General features: G+C 60.7%; 13 protein-coding genes. 7 read left to right on the top strand and 6 right to left on the bottom strand.

Translation table 11 applies throughout. From position 1 onward, the window contains the following. Positions 1-173: 173 nt before the first annotated feature. A complete protein-coding gene (locus HNW77_RS03210; protein WP_172155353.1) occupies positions 174-1040 on the bottom strand; it encodes a pyruvate, water dikinase regulatory protein in 867 nt (288 codons plus the stop codon). A gap of 81 nt (positions 1041-1121) precedes the next feature. Then, on the bottom strand, positions 1122-3797 hold the full coding sequence (ppdK, locus tag HNW77_RS03215) for a pyruvate, phosphate dikinase (protein WP_172155355.1): 2676 nt from the start codon (positions 3795-3797) through the stop codon (positions 1122-1124). Positions 3798-4356: 559 nt separating this feature from the next. Between ppdK and HNW77_RS03220 the strand changes: the two genes are divergently transcribed. Both HNW77_RS03220 and HNW77_RS03225 read left to right on the top strand, forming a co-directional pair. Then, positions 4357-4533: a DUF3311 domain-containing protein gene (locus HNW77_RS03220; RefSeq protein WP_172155357.1), complete on the top strand. Its 177-nt coding sequence runs from the start codon at positions 4357-4359 to the stop codon at positions 4531-4533. Further along, positions 4530-6044, top strand: a complete 1515-nt coding sequence (locus HNW77_RS03225) for a sodium:solute symporter family protein (protein ID WP_172155359.1) — start codon at positions 4530-4532, stop codon at positions 6042-6044. Before HNW77_RS03220 ends, HNW77_RS03225 begins: the two co-directional genes overlap by 4 nt. Before the next feature lie 218 nt (positions 6045-6262). Here the strand turns inward: HNW77_RS03225 and HNW77_RS03230 are convergent, their stop codons facing one another. Next, positions 6263-6484, bottom strand: a complete 222-nt coding sequence (locus HNW77_RS03230) for a (2Fe-2S)-binding protein (protein WP_172155361.1) — start codon at positions 6482-6484, stop codon at positions 6263-6265. A gap of 657 nt (positions 6485-7141) precedes the next feature. Between HNW77_RS03230 and HNW77_RS03235 the strand changes: the two genes are divergently transcribed. From HNW77_RS03235 to HNW77_RS03250, 4 genes are all read left to right on the top strand, one after another. Continuing rightward, positions 7142-8044, top strand: coding sequence for a delta(1)-pyrroline-2-carboxylate reductase family protein (locus tag HNW77_RS03235; protein WP_172155363.1), 903 nt, complete (start codon positions 7142-7144; stop codon positions 8042-8044). A gap of 570 nt (positions 8045-8614) precedes the next feature. Beyond that, a complete protein-coding gene (locus tag HNW77_RS03240) occupies positions 8615-11200 on the top strand; it encodes a TonB-dependent receptor plug domain-containing protein (RefSeq protein WP_172155365.1) in 2586 nt (861 codons plus the stop codon). Between the two features lie 340 nt (positions 11201-11540). Next, entirely contained in the window at positions 11541-11996 is a 456-nt protein-coding gene (locus HNW77_RS03245; RefSeq protein ID WP_172155367.1) for an Rrf2 family transcriptional regulator, read from the top strand. 238 nt (positions 11997-12234) lie between these two features. Continuing rightward, a complete protein-coding gene (locus HNW77_RS03250; protein WP_172155368.1) occupies positions 12235-13626 on the top strand; it encodes an NAD-dependent succinate-semialdehyde dehydrogenase in 1392 nt (463 codons plus the stop codon). Positions 13627-13803: 177 nt separating this feature from the next. On the opposite strand, the gene HNW77_RS03255 is transcribed toward HNW77_RS03250, so the two are convergent. Continuing rightward, complete coding sequence (locus HNW77_RS03255) at positions 13804-14328, bottom strand: phosphatase PAP2 family protein (protein ID WP_241694269.1); 525 nt, start codon at positions 14326-14328, stop codon at positions 13804-13806. A gap of 232 nt (positions 14329-14560) precedes the next feature. Between HNW77_RS03255 and HNW77_RS03260 the strand changes: the two genes are divergently transcribed. Next, positions 14561-14809, top strand: a complete 249-nt coding sequence (locus HNW77_RS03260) for a hypothetical protein (RefSeq protein ID WP_172155370.1) — start codon at positions 14561-14563, stop codon at positions 14807-14809. 262 nt (positions 14810-15071) lie between these two features. Here HNW77_RS03260 and HNW77_RS03265 read toward each other — a convergent pair whose 3' ends face one another. Together HNW77_RS03265 and HNW77_RS03270 are read right to left on the bottom strand one after the other, a co-directional pair. Then, positions 15072-16394, bottom strand: a complete 1323-nt coding sequence (locus tag HNW77_RS03265) for a cytochrome c (RefSeq protein ID WP_172155371.1) — start codon at positions 16392-16394, stop codon at positions 15072-15074. Further along, on the bottom strand, positions 16387-18024 hold the full coding sequence (locus HNW77_RS03270; RefSeq protein ID WP_172155372.1) for a GMC family oxidoreductase: 1638 nt from the start codon (positions 18022-18024) through the stop codon (positions 16387-16389). The genes HNW77_RS03265 and HNW77_RS03270 overlap by 8 nt, the downstream gene beginning before the upstream one ends. Positions 18025-18038: the final 14 nt, after the last annotated feature.

Here is an 18038-nt window from a genome sequence, read left to right on the forward strand (position 1 = left end):
GTCGCCCGGACTGGATGCTGCCTGCCGTGGGCGGATTTCGGAAAGAACAAAAGTTTCCGGGTACCGCCTTTTTTCGAAAAGGCGGCGTTCTTTGAAGCTTCTTGAAAAAAGCTTCACCAACAATTTTCTTATGATTGCTGGATGTTTTCCAAGCTGACTTTTCAAACCCTCTCTCAAACGGCAGGCAGGATGCTGCTGGTGCCGTCATGCTCGAGCATGTCGATGATGGCCGCCGCCGTTTCCTCCACCGAGCGGTGGGTAACGTTGATGACCGGCCATTTGTGCCGCGCGCACAGCCGCCGCGCCCAGTGCAGTTCCTCCTGCACGTTGACCGGGTCGATATAGGGCTTGACCGATGTTTCAGACATGCCGGGCGCGGCCATGGAACGGCCCGGCAGCATCATGCCCACGCGCGAGCGGCGGATTTCGAGCAGGGTATGCGCATCGATGGTCAGGCCAACCACAAGGCCGGGAAAATGTTCCAGCCCCGCAGGCAGCGGCGCGTGCGGCACCAGCGGAATATTGGCAGCCCTGATGCCCCGGTTGGCCAGGTAGAAGCAGGTAGGTGTCTTGGACGTGCGCGACACGCCAACAAGCACCACCTCGGCCCGGGTCAGGTCGGTTGTCTTCTGTCCGTCATCATGCGCAATGACGTACTGCATGGCATCGATGCGGCGGCGGTAGCTGTCATCCATCACGTACTGGCCACCGGGGTGGCGCTCGGCGGGGATGCCGGTCTGCTGTTCAAGGAAATGGATCGTGCCATCAAGGATATTCTTGACCTGCACCCCAAGGCGCGCGCACCCCACCCGCAGCATGGTCTGCAATTCGGGTGACGTGAGCGAGGACAGGACCGGCCCCGGTTCATGACTGATCCCCGCCAGCACGCGGCCCACCTGCACGCGCGTGCGCACGAGGTTCCAGTTCCGGATGGAAAACTCGGCATCCTGAAACTGGGCCCCGCAGGCGCGCATGACCGCCTCGAGCGCCTGCCCCGTCGCCTCGGATACAAGATGCAGGATAATCGGCTGTTCGCTCATTGTCCTGCCTGACAGGCACGCCGCCGCCCGAAGGCAGGCGACGCGCCGTTTTTTGCAGTTTTTACAGGCCCCTGACGGGCATCAGGCGGGGCTGCCAACCCTGTTGCGGGTGGCAAGGGCCGCCTGTGCCGCGGCAAGACGCGCCACCGGCACGCGGAAGGGCGAACACGAGACGTAATCCAGCCCGACTTCATCAAAGAAAGCGATGGAATCCGGGTCGCCGCCATGCTCGCCGCAGATGCCCAGCTTGAGGTCAGGGCTGGTCTGCCGCCCGCGCTCCACGCCAAGGCGCACGAGCGCGCCCACGCCATCACGGTCGATGGACACGAACGGGTCGCGCGGCAGCAGGCCATTATCGACGTAGTAAGGCAGGAACGAACCCGCATCATCACGCGACAGGCCAAAGGTGGTCTGGGTCAGGTCATTGGTGCCGAACGAGAAGAAATCGGCATATTCCGCAATCCTGTCCGCCTGGATGGCGGCACGCGGCAGTTCGATCATGGTGCCGATAAAGTAGTTGATGTTGGTACCCTCTTCCTTCAGCACACGGGCGATCTCGTCTTCCGCGGCGCGGCGGGTGGTGGCGAGTTCGGCCTGCGTTGCCACCAGCGGGATCATGATCTCGGGGCGGATGGGCTTGCCGAGTTCCTTCTCCACGATCACGGCGGCCTGGATCAGCGCGCGCACCTGCATGGCGTAGATTTCCGGGCTGGTCAGGCCAAGGCGGCAGCCACGGTGGCCCAGCATCGGGTTGGTCTCGGCCAGGGCCGCGCAGCGGTTACGGACCTCTTCCACGCTCTTGCCCAGCGCCTGCGCCACTTCGGCCATCTCGGCTTCCTCATGCGGCAGGAACTCGTGCAGCGGCGGGTCGAGCAGGCGCACGGTCACCGGCAGCCCGGCCATGATGCGGAACAGGCTGGCGAAGTCATCGCGCTGGAACGGCAACAGCCCGGCAATGGCCTTCTGGCGCACCAGTTCATCATCGGCAATGATCATCTGGCGCACGAGGCCAATGCGGTCAGGACCGAAGAACATGTGCTCCGTGCGGGCAAGGCCGATCCCCTCCGCGCCGAAGCGCCGGGCGGTTGCAGCATCATCGGGCGTTTCGGCATTGGCGCGCACGCCAAGGCGGCGCACGCTGTCGGCCCAGCCCATGAGCGTGTTGAAATCATCGGACAGGGTGGGGGCTATGGTGGGCACGCGCCCCAGATAGACAGCCCCCGTGCCGCCATCGAGCGTGATCCACTCGCCCTGGGCGATGGTGTGCGCGCCCACGGTCATGGTGCCCGCGGCGTAATCGACATGGATGCTGCCAGCCCCCGCCACGCAGACGCGGCCCATGCCACGCGCCACCACGGCGGCGTGCGAGGTCATGCCGCCACGGGTGGTGAGCACGCCACGGGCGGCGTGCATGCCGTGCACGTCCTCCGGCGAGGTCTCGATGCGGACCAGGATCACATCCTCGCCCTTTGCGGCCCGCGCCTCGCATTCCTCGGCCGAGAACACGACCGCACCCGCCGCAGCGCCGGGCGATGCGGGCAGGCCGCGCGTAAGCTGCACGCGCTCGGCCTTGGGGTCGAGCGTGGGGTGGAGAAGCTGGTCGAGCGAGGCGGCCGGCACGCGGCGGATCGCGTCTTCCTGCGTGATCAGGCCTTCGCGCGCCATGTCGATGGCGATCTTGAGGGCTGCGGCGGCGGTGCGCTTGCCGCTACGGGTCTGGAGAATATAGAGGACATTGCGCTGGACGGTGAATTCGATGTCCTGCATGTCCTTGTAATGGGTCTCGAGGATGGACCGTACGCGCAGCAGTTCGGCGTATGCCTGCGGCAGGGTGGTTTCCATCGGGTGCTGGCCGGCCTCGGCGCGCGCGCATGCCATGGGCTGCGGGGTGCGGATGCCCGCCACCACGTCCTCGCCCTGCGCGTTGATGAGGTACTCGCCGTAGAAGATGTTCTCGCCCGTGGAGGGATCGCGCGTGAAGCAGACGCCGGTGGCACAGTCATCACCCATGTTGCCGAACACCATGGACTGCACGTTGACCGCCGTGCCCCAGGAGGCCGGGATCTCGTGCAGCTTGCGGTAGGTATTGGCGCGCGGGTTCATCCACGAGCCGAACACCGCCCCGATCGCACCCCAGAGCTGGTCCTGCGGGTCTGTGGGGAATTCGGTGCCGGCATGGGTGCTGATGAGGTGGCGGTAATCGGCCACGATGGCGCGCCACTGGTCGGCCGTGATGGCGGTGTCGTCTTCCACCTTGCCCGCGCGCTTGAACTGCTCGAGCACGTCCTCGAAGTGATGGTGGGGCACGCCCATCACCACCGAGCCGTACATCTGGATGAAGCGGCGGTAGCTGTCCCATGCGAAACGGGCATCACCGGAGGAGCGGGCAAGACCTTCCACCGTCTCGTCATTGAGGCCGAGGTTGAGCACGGTATCCATCATGCCCGGCATGGACACGCGGGCACCCGAGCGCACCGAGACCAGCAGCGGGGCCTGGGCATCGCCAAAGCGCAGGCCCATGGATTTTTCAACCCGCGCCAGCGCATCGGCCACCTGGGCGCGCAGGTCATCGGGATATTTCCGGCCATTTTCATAAAAGGCCGAACAGACTTCCGTTGTAATGGTGAAGCCAGGCGGCACGGGCAGGCCATTCGCTGCCATTTCCGCCAGGTTGGCGCCCTTGCCGCCCAGAAGGTTGCGCATCTCCGCGCGCCCTTCGTTCAGGCCATCTCCGAAGCTGTAAACCCATTTGGTCATGTCTGTTCGTTCCTACGCGCGTCCGCCTGTCAAGGGAAACACCTGCTCCGGCACAGGGTAAAAACAGACGACCGTGCTTTTAATATTGTTTGTTGTTGGCAGGTCCGGGCCATGAATTTAACCGGCGCGGGCAATGCCGGGCAATCACTATTTTCACCCACCCCGGCGTGCCGGGCCGTGCCGCTGCGGGCGGGTGCGACAGACGGCCACCCCGTAAATTAAAATAATACCATTTAATAACAACATGTTACTTTGAAAATTGTGCTGGTGACGGCCATACGGCCAGCAGACGAGATGCCAATTATATTATTTTTAATAATTTTAGTTATTTTTTTTATGAATATATTTTCCCCATCCCGCGAAGCGCCTGTTTTTGCTGCATTGCGTTGTGCATCGCAGCAAAAACATTGCGCACTGCACAATAAAAAAATGTAATTACAAAATAAACCGATCACTTCTTTAAAAAATACTTTCAAAACACTTTCAATTATGTTGACACACTCTACCGCCTTCCCGAAAAATCGCTGACGGCCACACAAAAACAAGAAGTTCGGTCAACATGAAAAAAGCCATATTCCTCCTGCTGCCCTTTGCGGGGCTGCTCTGGGTGCCGCTGTATAACCGGCACGATCCGGTGCTGCTCGGCTTCCCGTTCTTTTACTGGTACCAGCTTGCCTGGGTGCCCGTAACCTCCGTCCTGATCTGGATGGCATGGAAGGCGGATAAACAGTCATGAGCACCTCCCTGCCTGATAACGCCGCCATCGGCGTGTTTGTCCTGTGTTTTTTCGCGACCATCGTGCTTGGCAGCACGGTGCGGTTCTGGCGCCCGCTGCTCAACCGCCGCAAGGCCGCCACCCACCATAGCCAGGGTGAGGAATGGGGGCTGGGCGGGCGTGAATTCGGCGCCTGGGTCACATGGTTCCTGGTGGGGGGCGACTTCTATACCGCCTACACGGTCATCGCGGTGCCGGCACTCGTCTATTCCACCGGGGGCTTCGGCTTTTTCGCGCTGCCCTACACCATCATCGTCTATCCGTTCATCTTTGCCGTCATGCCAAGGCTGTGGACCATCGCGCGCGATGGCGGCCATGCCACGGCGGCCGACATCGTGCGTGCGCGCTTTGGCAGCCGCACGCTGGAACTGGCAGTGGCCATAAGCGGGCTGGTGGCGGTGCTGCCCTATATCGCGCTGCAGCTGATCGGCATCCGCACGGTTGTCGAGGCGCTGGGCTATACCGGCATGCTGCCGCTTTTGTTCGCGTTCGTGTCGCTGGCCGCCTATACGTGGCTGGGCGGGCTGCATGCGCCTGCGCTTACCGCGTTCATCAAGGATGTGATGATCTATATCGCCGTGCTGGCGGCGGTCATCATCGTGCCGATCCACCTTGGCGGCTATGGCGCCATGTTCCATGCGGCGACAGAACACCTGCCCGCCATTCCCGGCGGCCACATCGTAAGCCAGGACCAGACGGTGCCCTATGCCACGCTTGCGCTCTCCTCGGCCTTTGCCGCCTTCCTGTATCCGCATACGCTGACGGGCATCCTGGCGGCGAAATCCGCCGATACCATCCGGCAGAATGCCGTGTTCCTGCCCATCTACACCATCGTGCTCGGGCTGATCGCGCTGCTGGGACTGATGGCGCATGCGGCGGGAATCGTGACCACCTCGTCCTCGCAGGTGGTGCCGCAACTGTTCCTGACCATCTTCCCCTCCTGGTTCGCAGGCTTCTGCTTTGCCGCCATCGCGGTGGGTGCGCTGGTACCGGCCTCGGTCATGGCGATCGGCGCGGCCAACCTGATCATGCACAACATCCTGCCGCGCCATAGCGAATCGGTTACCGGATCGCGCCTGGCCGGGCTGGGGGTGAAAGTGGGCGCGCTGGGCTGTGTCGTGTTCCTCAACGCCAAGTTCGCCATCGACCTGCAACTGCTGGGCGGCGTCATCATCCTCCAGACCTTCCCCGCCCTGATCATGGGGCTGCTGCCGCTGCGCCTTTCGGCGCCCGCGCTGATTGGCGGCTGGGCCAGTGGCTCGCTGTTCGGGCTGGGACTGTGCTGGCTGGATGGACTCAAGCCCGTGCACCCCATTGCGTTTGGCGGCTTTTCGGCTTCCGTTTCAACGGGACTGCTGGCGCTGGGCGTCAATATCATGGTGACGATGGTGCTCGGCAGCGTGATCCGGCTGGCGCTGGGGGCATCGCCTTCCACCCTCCAGCCCCGCCAGGGCATGCGGCGACAGGGCTGACAGGCTTGCCATACGCATAGCCGCACCCCTGCGCCTCATGGATGGAAAGCGTTTTGGGGTGCCGCTTTTTTTAAAGAAAACCTGCTGATGGAACACAACGGCACGCCCTCAAAGCGTGCCGTTTTTTATGCCTTCAGTAATGCCGCATCCCGCGCCCTGCACGCGATGGACAGGGGCAAGGAGGCATATCCACGCCCCGACAGGGCCGGAACCCTGTGTCAGGCCGTCTGCATATCGGAATGCACATGCGGCCCTTCGGGCAGGACCATGCGCCCCTGGCGGGCAAGCTGGCGCAGGATGCACACCACACCGGGCACGCAGTTGCCGCACTGGGCCCGGCACCCCTTGGATTCATAGACTTCCTTGGGCCTGACCGCGCCATTGCGGGCTGCGGTTTCCACGTCCGTGTCAGTCAGCATATTGCAGGAGCAGACAAACATTTATCCATCCCATTCATGATGTGGGAGCACCATAATCACGAATGAGAACAAATCGCAATAGAGCAAGCCATTAAAAAATAGTGTGCCCCTGCATGGCAGCTACGCCATCATGTCTGGTTTATTTATGTCATGAGTGATAACATAATTTTCTTGACAGGCATGCTTCCCGCCCAGCCGCACAAAAAAGCCCCCCACGCCAGCGCTACGCAAGCAAACCCACTACAGGAGCCTCTCCCCACGCCCACTCCGCGCGGACGTTACCCTTTGCTCAATACATATTTGTATAATTCATGCGTCGCCATCTGCCTGACCTGCATGAATGTAACATTCTCATGCTCAAACAGTGTCGATTTTCCATCATTCCGAATGTCGGACAGGTTATCCCATTCAGACTCACACCCATCACATATAAAACAGAAAGAACCCGTATTATTATCGCGCGCAACAAGCACATGACCCTGACTGCATAGGGACAAGACACACATACGATGGCATAATGAATATGTTCCTTCACTGCACACCCGCCAGCAAGGGCAACGTATATTTGCCATTTATTTGGGGAATACCATATTGCCGCCCCCTGCACGCACCCGGATGACGGCAGGCACAAAATACCATACCCCTACAGCCCTTCTCATGACGCAAGGGTTCATACGCATGAAGCAATATTCCGCGCAGGACACGCGCGCCCTCCTCCCCTTCCCCGCCCTGATCGACGCCCTGGCACAGGCGGCGCTTGATACCGCTGCGGGACAGATCCTGTGCCCCGAGCGCACCACCATCCGCACCCGCGACCAGCGCGGCGCGCTCATGAGCATGCCCTGCGTGGGGGATGACATCATGGTTACCAAACTGCTCACACTGTTTGCCGGCAATCCGGCCCACGGCCTGCCCAGCATACAGGGGCAGGTCATCTGCGCCGAGGCGCAGGCCGGGCGCTTCCTGTTCACGCTTGATGGCCCCACCGTTACCATGCGCCGCACTGCGGCCATCAGCCTGCTCGGCATCCGCACATTCGCGCATGCCCCCGTGCGGCGCGTGCTCATGATCGGCACCGGCACGCAGGCCGTTGCGCATCTGCAGGCCCTTGCGGCCGTCTATCCCGGCATCACCGTTGTCATCCGCGGGCGCACGGCCGAACGGGCGCGCGCCTTCTGTGCGGCACACGCCATGCCCGGCCTGAGCATGCGCCCCGAGCAGGCGCATGAGGACCCCTGTGACGTGGTGCTGACACTCACGGCCAGCACAACAGCCATCTATGATGCCCCTGCCCGCGCCTCCTGCCTGGTCATAGGTGTCGGCGCGTACCGGACCGACATGGTGGAAATCGGCCCCACCACCATTGCGGGCAGCGCCCTTTATGTTGATGACCCCATTGGCGCCCCGAGCGAAGCGGGCGACCTGTATCAGGCAGGGGTGGACTGGCAGAACGTTCATCCCCTCGCGCGGGCGCTGCAGGGCAGGCTTCCCGCGCCGGACCAGCCTGTCTTTTTCAAATCCGTCGGGTGTGCCGCATGGGATCTGGCTGCGTGCCGGGTTGCCCGCCAGCAAGGAGGCTGACCCCCATACCGGCACCGGCCGCACGCTCAGGGCCGGTGCCGACTCTCCTGCTCCTGCCACCACAACGCCGATTCCAGCGCTACCAACCCGTCGGGAACGGCGCGGACGCGACATCGGCAGCCAGCGCCATCGCTTCTGTCCACGGTTCATACACAAAATGTACAGTACATGCATACGCATGACATGCGATACATATACAACAAATCGTATCTTTTATATCACGCTTTTCCGAGGCTTTTATAAATTCGTAACGCGTTGATTTATTGTTATTATCATGAAGAACCAAATGACTTGCCACCCGCCGTCAAGAGCGAAAATGCATCGAAAACGCAAGAAGAGCGGAAAATCGTTATAATTATGAAAAGAAAAGATATTTCCCAATCATGCCGCGGGATTTTCACGCCGCCCTTAGTTTTGTTTTGCACAAAGTTAACTTAAGGTGATGTCTAACATTGTGTTGCACCAGCGCAACACATCTTCCCCTTGATGATCGGGCGGCATTTTTCCCTCTCGTCAATTATTACGCGCCTCTAATAATAACATCACGAGCTATGAATTGCGGGGGACTCAATGAACAGACGCGCTTCTCTTTTGATTACGACTATCTGCTCCTTTGTTTCCTGTGGAGCGATGGCCGCTACACAATCTGGTAGCGCGACAACAGCGGATCAGAAGGGAAGCACCGTGCGGGCACACCACACGGCAACCGCCCAGGCGCACGGCAGCCGTGCCGCCTCCACCCTCAAGGCCGCCAAGGCAGATAATGGGGGCGTGAACAGCTCCGGTGTCGAGCAGATCAGCGTCTCCACCGGCACGCACTCCACCAACCGCAAGGCGCGTGACAGCATGAGCCCGGTCTCGGTCATCAGCGGGGCGGCACTGCGCCGCTCGGGCCAGATGAACCTTGCCGATGCGCTGACCCGCACCAATGCCTCGATCAATGTCAGCGCCATGGGCGCCGATGCGGGCGCGCTGACATCCGCCATCCGCATGCGCGGCCTGAACCCCAATGAAGTGCTCGTGCTCGTTGATGGCAAGCGCCGCCACACCACAGCCAACCTCTATGCGGATTCAGGCCCGGAATCAGGCTCCACCCCCGTTGACCTGAACATGATCCCCGCCAACGCCATCGACCATATCGAAGTGCTCGAGGATGGTGCGGCCGCCATGTATGGCTCGGACGCGATCGCGGGCGTGGTCAACATCATTACCAAGAAGCAGGATCACGGCTTCAATTTCAGCGGCCAGACCGGCGCCAACGCCTATAACGGAGATGGCTGGAACTACCAGCTCAACGCCGATGGCGGCATGAAGCTCGGCCAGGACGGCTTCCTGCATATCAGCGGGCAGATGTACCACACGGACCATTTCGTGGCCAACAACGCGCGTGACCACCGCCTGCTTGGCTCCCAGCCTGCCGGAGCCGCCAGCTCGACCTATACAGGGCCTAATGCTGGCAAGATTGCCACGAACTCCAACATGATCATGAGCACGCCGGAAGAAACGCGTGAGAACCTGGCAATCGAATGGGGCAAGCAGTTCACGCCCGGCATCAATTTCTATGGCCTGATCACCTATGCCCACCGCCACGCGGAAGCTTATGAAAACTACCGCACGCCTTCCGTAGGCGGCAATTGCACCGCATGCGAAAGCATTGCCCCTTATGGTTTCTCGCCGCTGGAAACCATGGAAGAAAACGATTTTGCCGCAACACTGGGCCTGAAGGGTGACAACTTCATGGGCTTCAACTGGGATCTCAGCACCACCTACGGCGAAGATATCGACAAGATCGGCAACAAGAACACCCTCAATACTTCTTACGTCACCGATTACGGTTCCAGCCCCCGCACGGCGCGGGCCGAAACCTACAGCATGACGCAGTGGACCAATAACATCGATTTCCGCCGTCATTTCAAGATCGGTGATGTCGTTCCGATGACGCTGGCCTTCGGCGCCGAAGAACGGATGGAATCCTATAACATTACCGCAGGTGAGCCGGTCTCCTACGAAAACGGTGGCACGCAGGGTTATGCTGGCATTTCACCAGGTTCGGCTGGCACATGGTATCGTGACATCTGGGCGTGGTACATGGATGGTGATTTCCGCCTGACCAAGAAGTGGGAACTCGATTTCGCAGGCCGACTGGAGCATTACACCGACGTTGGCAATACCGAAAACGGCAAGATTTCAACACGCTATAACTTCACTAAGCGTATTGCCATCCGCGGCACCATCAGCACGGGCTTCCGTGCGCCCACACTGGCTGAATCACACTTCAGCGCCGTCAACGTCTCGCCCACCGGTGCAAGCGGCCTGCTGGCTGCCGATTCCGAGGCCGCGCGGGAAATTGGCGCGACCAAGCTGAAGCCTGAACGCTCGACCAGTGTCAGCGGCGGTATCGTTCTGGAACCCGTCGATGGCTTCCATGTCGAAGCCGACGTCTACCAGATCAACCTCCGTGACCGTATCGTGCAGGATACCAACTTTGGTGGCAGCACCCCTTACGGTGACACGACAGAGGGCTATATCGCATCCCAGTCCATTGCCAAGCTTGCTTCCCTGCCGACCGGCTTCACTGGTTATAACGACGTTTATGCCGACTACTTCACCAACGGCGCCAGCACCCGCACGCAGGGCGTGGACATCAAGGCTGATTACCTCTTCCGCTTCCACAAGTATGGCAACCTCGCGCTGTCGATGTCGATCGACCTCAACCGCACCCGCCTGCACCATAATGGTGCCAACCTGAACCTGGCGGATATCGCCTCGATCACCTCGGACAACCCGCGCAGCAAGATCATTCTGAACGCCTACTACACCTACAAGAACTGGGACTTCAACATCCGCCAGACCCGTTATGGTCAGACCAGCGACATGGTGCAGTACCAGGATTGGGGTCCGGCAGCCCTGCAGTACTCTAACAATGCGCTGCAGCAGTTCATCAACACCCCGCACTGGATGACCGATATCGAAATCGGCGTGCGGTTCCAGAAGAACTGGCACTTCGCCGTCGGCGCGAACGACGTGTTCAACGTCCGTCCCCGCATGATGTCGCAGGAACTCAACGCCCTTGGCGCCATGCCGTATGACCAGAACTCGGCGCAGATCCCCATCACGGGTGGCTACTACTATGGCCGCATCAACGCCAACTTCTGATCTTTTCCACCCTTCCTGACGACAATGCCCATGGTGAAAGCCATGGGCATTTTTTGTTCCCCTGCCGCAACCCGGCACCACTGCCATGAACTGTCGGGTTTCAATCCATGTGCAGGTGCCACGCTGCTACACCGGCTCCTGGCCTGATCGCCCGTGTTGCAAGGCATTGCAGCGGCAAACATGCCTTGCCCGAGCCATACCGCCAATGTGCGACTGGCCTGAGGCTGTTGATCTTTTTCCCATGCCAGCCTGCATGCCCTGCGCCCCCAACGGACGCGGCCGGGGTGGGAAATAGCATTATCCACTGGAATTAACAGGGGAACCCTATATATCTCCTGTCATGCGCCTGACCCTGCATACCGATTACGCCCTGCGAACCCTGATCTACCTGGGCATCCATACAGACCGCCTGACATCCATCAGGGAGGTTGCGCAGGCTTATGGCATTTCGGAAAATCACCTGATCAAGATCATCCACCGGCTGGGACAGGGCGGCTTTGTGGAAACCATCCGTGGCCGCAACGGCGGCCTGCGGCTGGGGCGGCCCGCCGCGCAGATCCTGATCGGTGATGTCGTGCGCTATACGGAAGAAGACATGGGGCTGGTGGCCTGCATGCAGCCCCCCCACCCCGAGGGCCTGAACCGCAAGGGCTGCATTTTGAGCGATGTGTGCCGCCTGCGCGGCGTGCTGCATGAAGCACTGGACCTGTTCATCTCGGTGCTGGACCGTTATACGCTGGCTGATGTCATAACCGACCGCGAACGCAAGCTGCTCGGCAACGCGGTTTCAGCCTGAGCGCCTGAAAGCTATGGCGCGCAGACGGTAAATTCCATTTTACCATGCCTGGCCGCCATCGGCGCGGAACGGGCCAGAGGGCAGAAAACTCCGGTTTTCCGTATAAAATCCCCGCGTTTTCCCGCCTTGATGAAAAATCAGCTTTTGCACGTGCGGGGCGTTAGTGATACCTGAAACGATTCTTGCACGCCTGCACGTGGAATATATACTTGACGAAACTCTAAGGAACAGATTGTCCATGGCTTATGCTACGACCAACCCTTATACTGGCGAAAAGCTGAAGACTTTCCCCGATGCGACGGATCAGGAAGTCCAGACCGCGCTGACCGATGCCTATGATGCCTTCAAGGCCTGGCGCCACACCTCGTTTGCCAAACGTGCGGAAGTGATGAAGGCCGCTGGCGCCATCCTGCGCCGCGACATTGACAAATATGCCCGCCTGATCACGCTGGAGATGGGCAAGACGTATGCGGAATCCAAGGCCGAGACCATCCTGTCGGCAGAGATCTTCGAGTATTACGCCGAGCATGCCGAGCGCCTGCTGAAAGCCGAGAAACTGCCGGTCGCCAGCCCCGATGAGGGCGAGGCCATGATCATCCACCAGCCGCAGGGCATCGTTTTTGCCATCGAGCCGTGGAACTTCCCTTACTATCAGGTGGCCCGCATCATCGCGCCGCAGCTTTCCGCCGGTAACACGGTGCTGCTCAAGCATGCCTCCAACGTGCCGCAGTGCGCCGCCGCCTTCGATACGCTGATGCAGGAAGCAGGCCTGCCCAAGGGTGGCTTCCGCAACCTGTATGCCGCCCGCCACCACACCGAGGTGATCCTGAGCGATCCGCGCGTGTGCGGCGTTGCCCTGACCGGCTCGGAAGGCGCTGGTGCCATTGTGGCAGGCGTTGCGGCCAAGGCGCTCAAGAAATCCACGATGGAACTTGGTGGTTCCGACGCATTCGTGGTGCTCGAAGATGCCGACCTGGAAAAGACCGTGAAGTGGGCCGTGTACGGACGCCACTGGAACGCAGGCCAGGTCTGTGTCTCGGCCAAGCGCCTGATCGTGGCTGATGCGATCTATGACCGCTTTGTGGAACTGTACAAGAAGGGCGTAGCCAGCCTCAAGGCAGGCGACCCGATGGACCCGGCAACGCAACTGGCTCCCCTCTCCTCGCAGAAGGCGGCGGACGACCTGCGCGCGCAGGTTGAAGAAGCCAAGAAGCATGGCGCCGTTGTGGAAGTGATCGGCGCGCCCGTGCCTGAAAAGGGTGCCTTCTTCCAGCCGCTGCTCATGACCAACCTGCACGAGAACAATGAAGCCCGCCACTGGGAGTTCTTTGGCCCCGTAACGCAGCTCTACCGCGCCAAGGACGAGGCTGATGCCATCCGCATCGCCAATGATTCCCCCTATGGCCTGGGCGGCGCCGTGTTCACCAAGGACACCAAGCGCGGCGTGAAGGTGGCCGAGCAGATCTATACCGGCATGGTCTACATCAACCACCCGACCATGGTGAAGGCCGACCTGCCGTTTGGCGGCGTGGCCCGCTCGGGCTACGGCCGTGAACTGATTGGCCTTGGCATCAAGGAATTCGTCAATCACAAGCTGATCGACGTCGTGAACATCGACGCTCCGTTCTGACCAGGTAACGTCCGGGCACTGGCCGAGGGATAACCTCCCGGCCAGTGCCTGATCGGGCCATCGACAGCGAACACTCCTGAAAATACAAAAGTTTCTGGCCAAGCTTTTTTCAGCAAAGCGTGCAGAACACAGCGTTATTAAAAGTAAAATCCTGAAATGATGATTGCCTGAAGCGCATTACGCACTTATTCGCCTGGGCATAAACATACAGCGTATCGCCCCTTCAATACCAAGATGCGCCCCATGGAACAGCGCGGCCACGCAGGCCACCACAGGCAGCAGATAGAACCATAACCGCTGCGGCACCGGCCCGCACGCACGCCCCAGCGCAAAGCCTGCGGCACAACCAACTACCCCGCCAGTGACAACCTCGAACAGGGTATGGGTATGCAACGCCACGCGGGTGCATGCCACGGCAATGCCAATGCCTGATAACGGCACCAGCATAAGCACCGGGAAACGCCTGAAATAACGCTGCCCCAGCAACACCAGAAGCCCGCCATACACCATGCACGCCGCCGCGACATGCCCGCTGGGGCTGATGATGGTCGTCCGTTCAATAGCGGCATAATAAAGACCGGCTATTTTAAGCAGCAGCATGACGGCCAGCATCGCAACGGCTGTCAGCGCCCAGACCAAGGCGCCGCGCCACCATCCGTACACAGCCATGATAAGGACCACGGTAACCATCACCGGCAGCATCACGGCCTGATCGGCAAAATCGGTGATGAAATGCAGCATGATGTCTGGTGCCCCGTTTTGCGCCTGTCGTGCCTATCACAGACACCACACCCTCGCCAGCAAACACTACCCGGGAATGGCTTGCAGCCCCACAGCGGCACATCGCGATATTTCTTGAAGGGCGGCAGCCGCCTGCTATGCTTGTGGCATGCGCTACTGGATCAAGCGGATCTTGCTGCAATCAGGGGAAGTCGTGACCGAACGCGAACTCCGCGCTGATCAGAATCTCTTCAACGGCCCCGTTCCCATCTTGGGGGATATGGTGGAGGTTGAATGCCGCGGTCGTACATTCGCGGCAAAAGTCGTCTGGGGTCATTGGCCGGGCAGACATCATGCGCCAGACACGATCATTCCGCTGCGGGTAGAAGAATACGGCCTTGACGCCGCAAACACACCCTTGCGTTTTCCCTCTGCCCAACAGGGCCGGAACAGCCAGGATTAACGACCTTTTCCAGCCTCCACTCCCGGAACAATTCCACTGAACCCTGGCTCAGTGGAATGGCTCTAACTCATTGTTTATCGAGCATCTTCACCAGTTCGAATGGATCCATTCAAACTGGATCTGCTCCAGCCATTGTCATAAACAGGAACGCCGCCCTTTTTGCAAAAGGCGGCGTTACCATCATTCACAGCTTTTATAAAAGCACCGACCCGGCGGTCCTGCCCCTGGCAAAGGGTGCAGGCTTCCGCCGGAGCATCCGGCCTCAGGGGGTCTTGGGCAGTTCCTTGCCCATTTTTTCCACCTGCTCGGCGGTAACACCATGGTCGCCGCTGCCGAACGTGGCCGTGACGTAGTTGACCACGCTGGCAATCTCGGCATTGCTCAGGCGCTCCACGTCGGAGGTCTGGTTGAAGGCAGGCATATGCACATGCACCCCACCCGCATTACGGTCCACGCCGTTGAGGACGGCCATAATCAGGTCATCGGGCCGGGCCGAGCCAACAACCGAGTTATGGAACAGCGAGGGCGCATAATGGTCAGCCGTGCCCGCGCCATTACCGCCATGGCAGGCCGCACAGTTCGCATCATAGATCTGCGCGCCATCCATCTGGTCCAGCTTGTCGATACGGGTGAGTTCACCCGAGCGGACGTCCGCCTCTTCAAGCGGCTTGCCAAACTGTTCGCGCGGGCTGTGCTCGGCCTCGTCAGTCATGGCAGGGACCTGAAGGATGTAAGCTGCCAGCGCATGCAGGTCATCATCGGTCAGGTGACTGGTGCTGTGCTCCACCGCCTCGCCCATCGGGCCGGCTGCCTGGCTCAGGCCGGCCACATGGCCGGTCTTGAGGTATTCAACGAGGTTATCCTCGCTCCAGTTACCGATGCCGCCGGTCTTGCTGGAGGTGATGTTGGGGGCATACCACCCGAGCAGGCTTGCACCTGCGAGGTAGCTGTCCTCTTTCTCGCTCAGCATGATGTTGCGCGGGGTATGGCAGGTGCCGCAATGCTCAAGGGCACGGGCCAGGTATTTACCCCGGCGCAGCTTGTCAAAGGTGGCGGAATCCCCGGTTTCCGGCGTTTCACTGGTGGCCACCATGTTCCACAGGCCCATGGTGATGCGCAGGTTGGCCGGGAAGTTGAGCGATGTGACCGGCGGGGTCTCGGCCACTGGCTTCACCCCATGCATGAACCAGGTGTACAGCGCCTTCACGTCGCCATCCGTCATGCCGGAATAGGACACGTAGGGCATGGCGGGATAAAGCCTGCTGCCATCACGGCGAATGCCATGGCGCAGGCTCTTCTCAAAATCCTCTTCCGTGTATTTGCCGATGCCATGATCAGGGTCAGGCGTGATGTTGGTCGTCACCACATCGCCCATGGGCGTGGTGATCTTCAGGCCACCTGCAAAGGGCTTGCCGCCGGGGGCTGTATGACAGGCAACGCAGTCGCCCGCCGTGGCGATATATTCGCCACGGGCCATAAGGTCGGCAGAAGGATCATCCGCCCGGGCGGGAACGGCAGAAAATGTTGCAAGAGCAGTGCCTGCGGTCAGGACCGACCACAGGATCTTGCGCGTCACGTCAGGCATGGGCGAGTTCTTTTTTAAGCGTATCAGCCACGCGCAGGGCAAGTGCGGCGACTGTCAGGGTGATGTTGCCGGTTCCGACCGAAGAGAAAACGGACGAACTCGCGATGAACAGGTTCTCGTGGTCATGCGTGCGGCAGAAGCCGTCCACCACGGAATCCTTCGGGTCGGTGCCCATGATGGTGCTGCCCGCGGGATGGTCCTGCGGGAAGTAGCCCGGCGTCCATTCCTCGTCCGTGCCGTGCATGAGGCCGATCAGGTCGCGGAACAGGCCGCGCGTGTGCTCGCAGCTCTTCACCGTGTATTCGGGCAGCTTGTAATAGACCTCGGGGTGCGGGATGCCGAGTATGTCCTTGTTGGTCTTGCTCAGCGTCAGGCGGTTGTCCGGGTCGGCCAGGCCTTCGTTATGGCTGAACAGGCGCACCGTGTGCGAGGCGAGATAGCGGATCTGCTCCTCAAGCTCGCGGCCCACATACCCCTTGGAGATGGCAAGCTGCGTGGCAAGGTCAACCTGGTTGTCATCAACCATGTGCACCAGATACGCGCCGCGCTCGTTGCGCCAGTCGCCATCGCGGAAATTGTCGATCACGTTGGTTTCCAGCGGGCCACGACCGGGCCACAGGGCCTTGTCGCCACTGATGAAGCTCACCTGCACGCCGGTGTGGTCCATCATGTTGCGCCCGACATGGCCCGAGCTGTTGGCAATGCCGTCCGGGCTCTGCTCATCGGCGGAGAACAGCATGAGCTTCGCGGTCTCGATGCAGTGCGCCGCGATCACGAAATACTTGCCGGTCACGCGGTGCGAGCCCTTGTCGGGATCGTAATAATGCACCGCGGTGACACGCTTGTTGGCGCTGTCACGCTCGATCCGGTACACCACGGCATTGGGCACGAACTTCGCCCCCGCCGCCTCGGCGTGATAGACGGAGTAGCTGCCGTTATACATGGCTCCGATCGGGCAGATGGGCATGCAGTTGTTATGCCCCTCGCAGGTCGGGCGGCTGTCATACGGGCGGGTGTTGCGGGCCTGCGGCTCATGCACCACGCGATAGGGCGTCTTCTCGCTGATCAGCTTGCGGAACTGCTGGGCCGCGTAGGAGATGGGCAGCGCATCCATGGGGTAAGGCTGCTTGCGCGGCGAGCCGAGGTCTTCCACCTTCGGGTCCGGGCCGCACACGCCCATCATCACCTCGGCCTGATAGTAGAACGGCTCGAGGTCATCATATTTCAGCGCCCAGTCACGGCCCTGGCCATAGCGGGTCTTCAGTTCGAAATCCGATGGCAGGTAACGCCACGCGCAGCCCGCCCAGTGCCAGGTGGTGCCACCCATCATGCGCAGATAGACCTGCTGGTAGGCCTCGGCATCGGGGCCGGTGGTGTGCAGGTAATCATTGGGGGTGACCTGGTCGGGCGGATGACGCGCCCAGGGCACTGCGGGGAACGGCCCCTGGTAGGAGGGCTTGTTCTCGAGGTTGCGGAAGTTCTCGACAAAATGCTGGCGGTCGACCCGGGGCCCCGCTTCGAGCACGATGACGGAAATACCCGCGCGCGCCAGTTCGTTGGCAATGGAGCTGCCAGCGACGCCGGAGCCGACGATCACGACGTCAGCAGATAGGTCTTGTTCGGACGGCATAAAAAAGGCTCCGG

The sequence above is a fragment of the Komagataeibacter melomenusus genome (assembly GCF_013155395.1).
Taxonomy (GTDB): Bacteria; Pseudomonadota; Alphaproteobacteria; order Acetobacterales; family Acetobacteraceae; genus Komagataeibacter; species Komagataeibacter melomenusus.

Bases quoted from the DNA above. Each gene is read 5' to 3' on its own strand.
- HNW77_RS03270 (WP_172155372.1), bottom strand. From the start codon at position 18,024: ATGCCGTCCGAACAAGACCTATCTGCTGACGTCGTGATCGTCGGCTCC.
- HNW77_RS03240 (WP_172155365.1), top strand. From the start codon at position 8,615: ATGAACAGACGCGCTTCTCTTTTGATTACGACTATCTGCTCCTTTGTT.
- HNW77_RS03265 (WP_172155371.1), bottom strand. From the start codon at position 16,394: ATGCCTGACGTGACGCGCAAGATCCTGTGGTCGGTCCTGACCGCAGGC.
- HNW77_RS03255 (WP_241694269.1), bottom strand. From the start codon at position 14,328: ATGCTGCCGGTGATGGTTACCGTGGTCCTTATCATGGCTGTGTACGGA.
- ppdK (WP_172155355.1), bottom strand. From the start codon at position 3,797: ATGACCAAATGGGTTTACAGCTTCGGAGATGGCCTGAACGAAGGGCGC.
- HNW77_RS03250 (WP_172155368.1), top strand. From the start codon at position 12,235: ATGGCTTATGCTACGACCAACCCTTATACTGGCGAAAAGCTGAAGACT.
- HNW77_RS03235 (WP_172155363.1), top strand. From the start codon at position 7,142: ATGAAGCAATATTCCGCGCAGGACACGCGCGCCCTCCTCCCCTTCCCC.
- HNW77_RS03230 (WP_172155361.1), bottom strand. From the start codon at position 6,484: ATGTTTGTCTGCTCCTGCAATATGCTGACTGACACGGACGTGGAAACC.
- HNW77_RS03210 (WP_172155353.1), bottom strand. From the start codon at position 1,040: ATGAGCGAACAGCCGATTATCCTGCATCTTGTATCCGAGGCGACGGGG.
- HNW77_RS03245 (WP_172155367.1), top strand. From the start codon at position 11,541: ATGCGCCTGACCCTGCATACCGATTACGCCCTGCGAACCCTGATCTAC.
- HNW77_RS03225 (WP_172155359.1), top strand. From the start codon at position 4,530: ATGAGCACCTCCCTGCCTGATAACGCCGCCATCGGCGTGTTTGTCCTG.
- HNW77_RS03220 (WP_172155357.1), top strand. From the start codon at position 4,357: ATGAAAAAAGCCATATTCCTCCTGCTGCCCTTTGCGGGGCTGCTCTGG.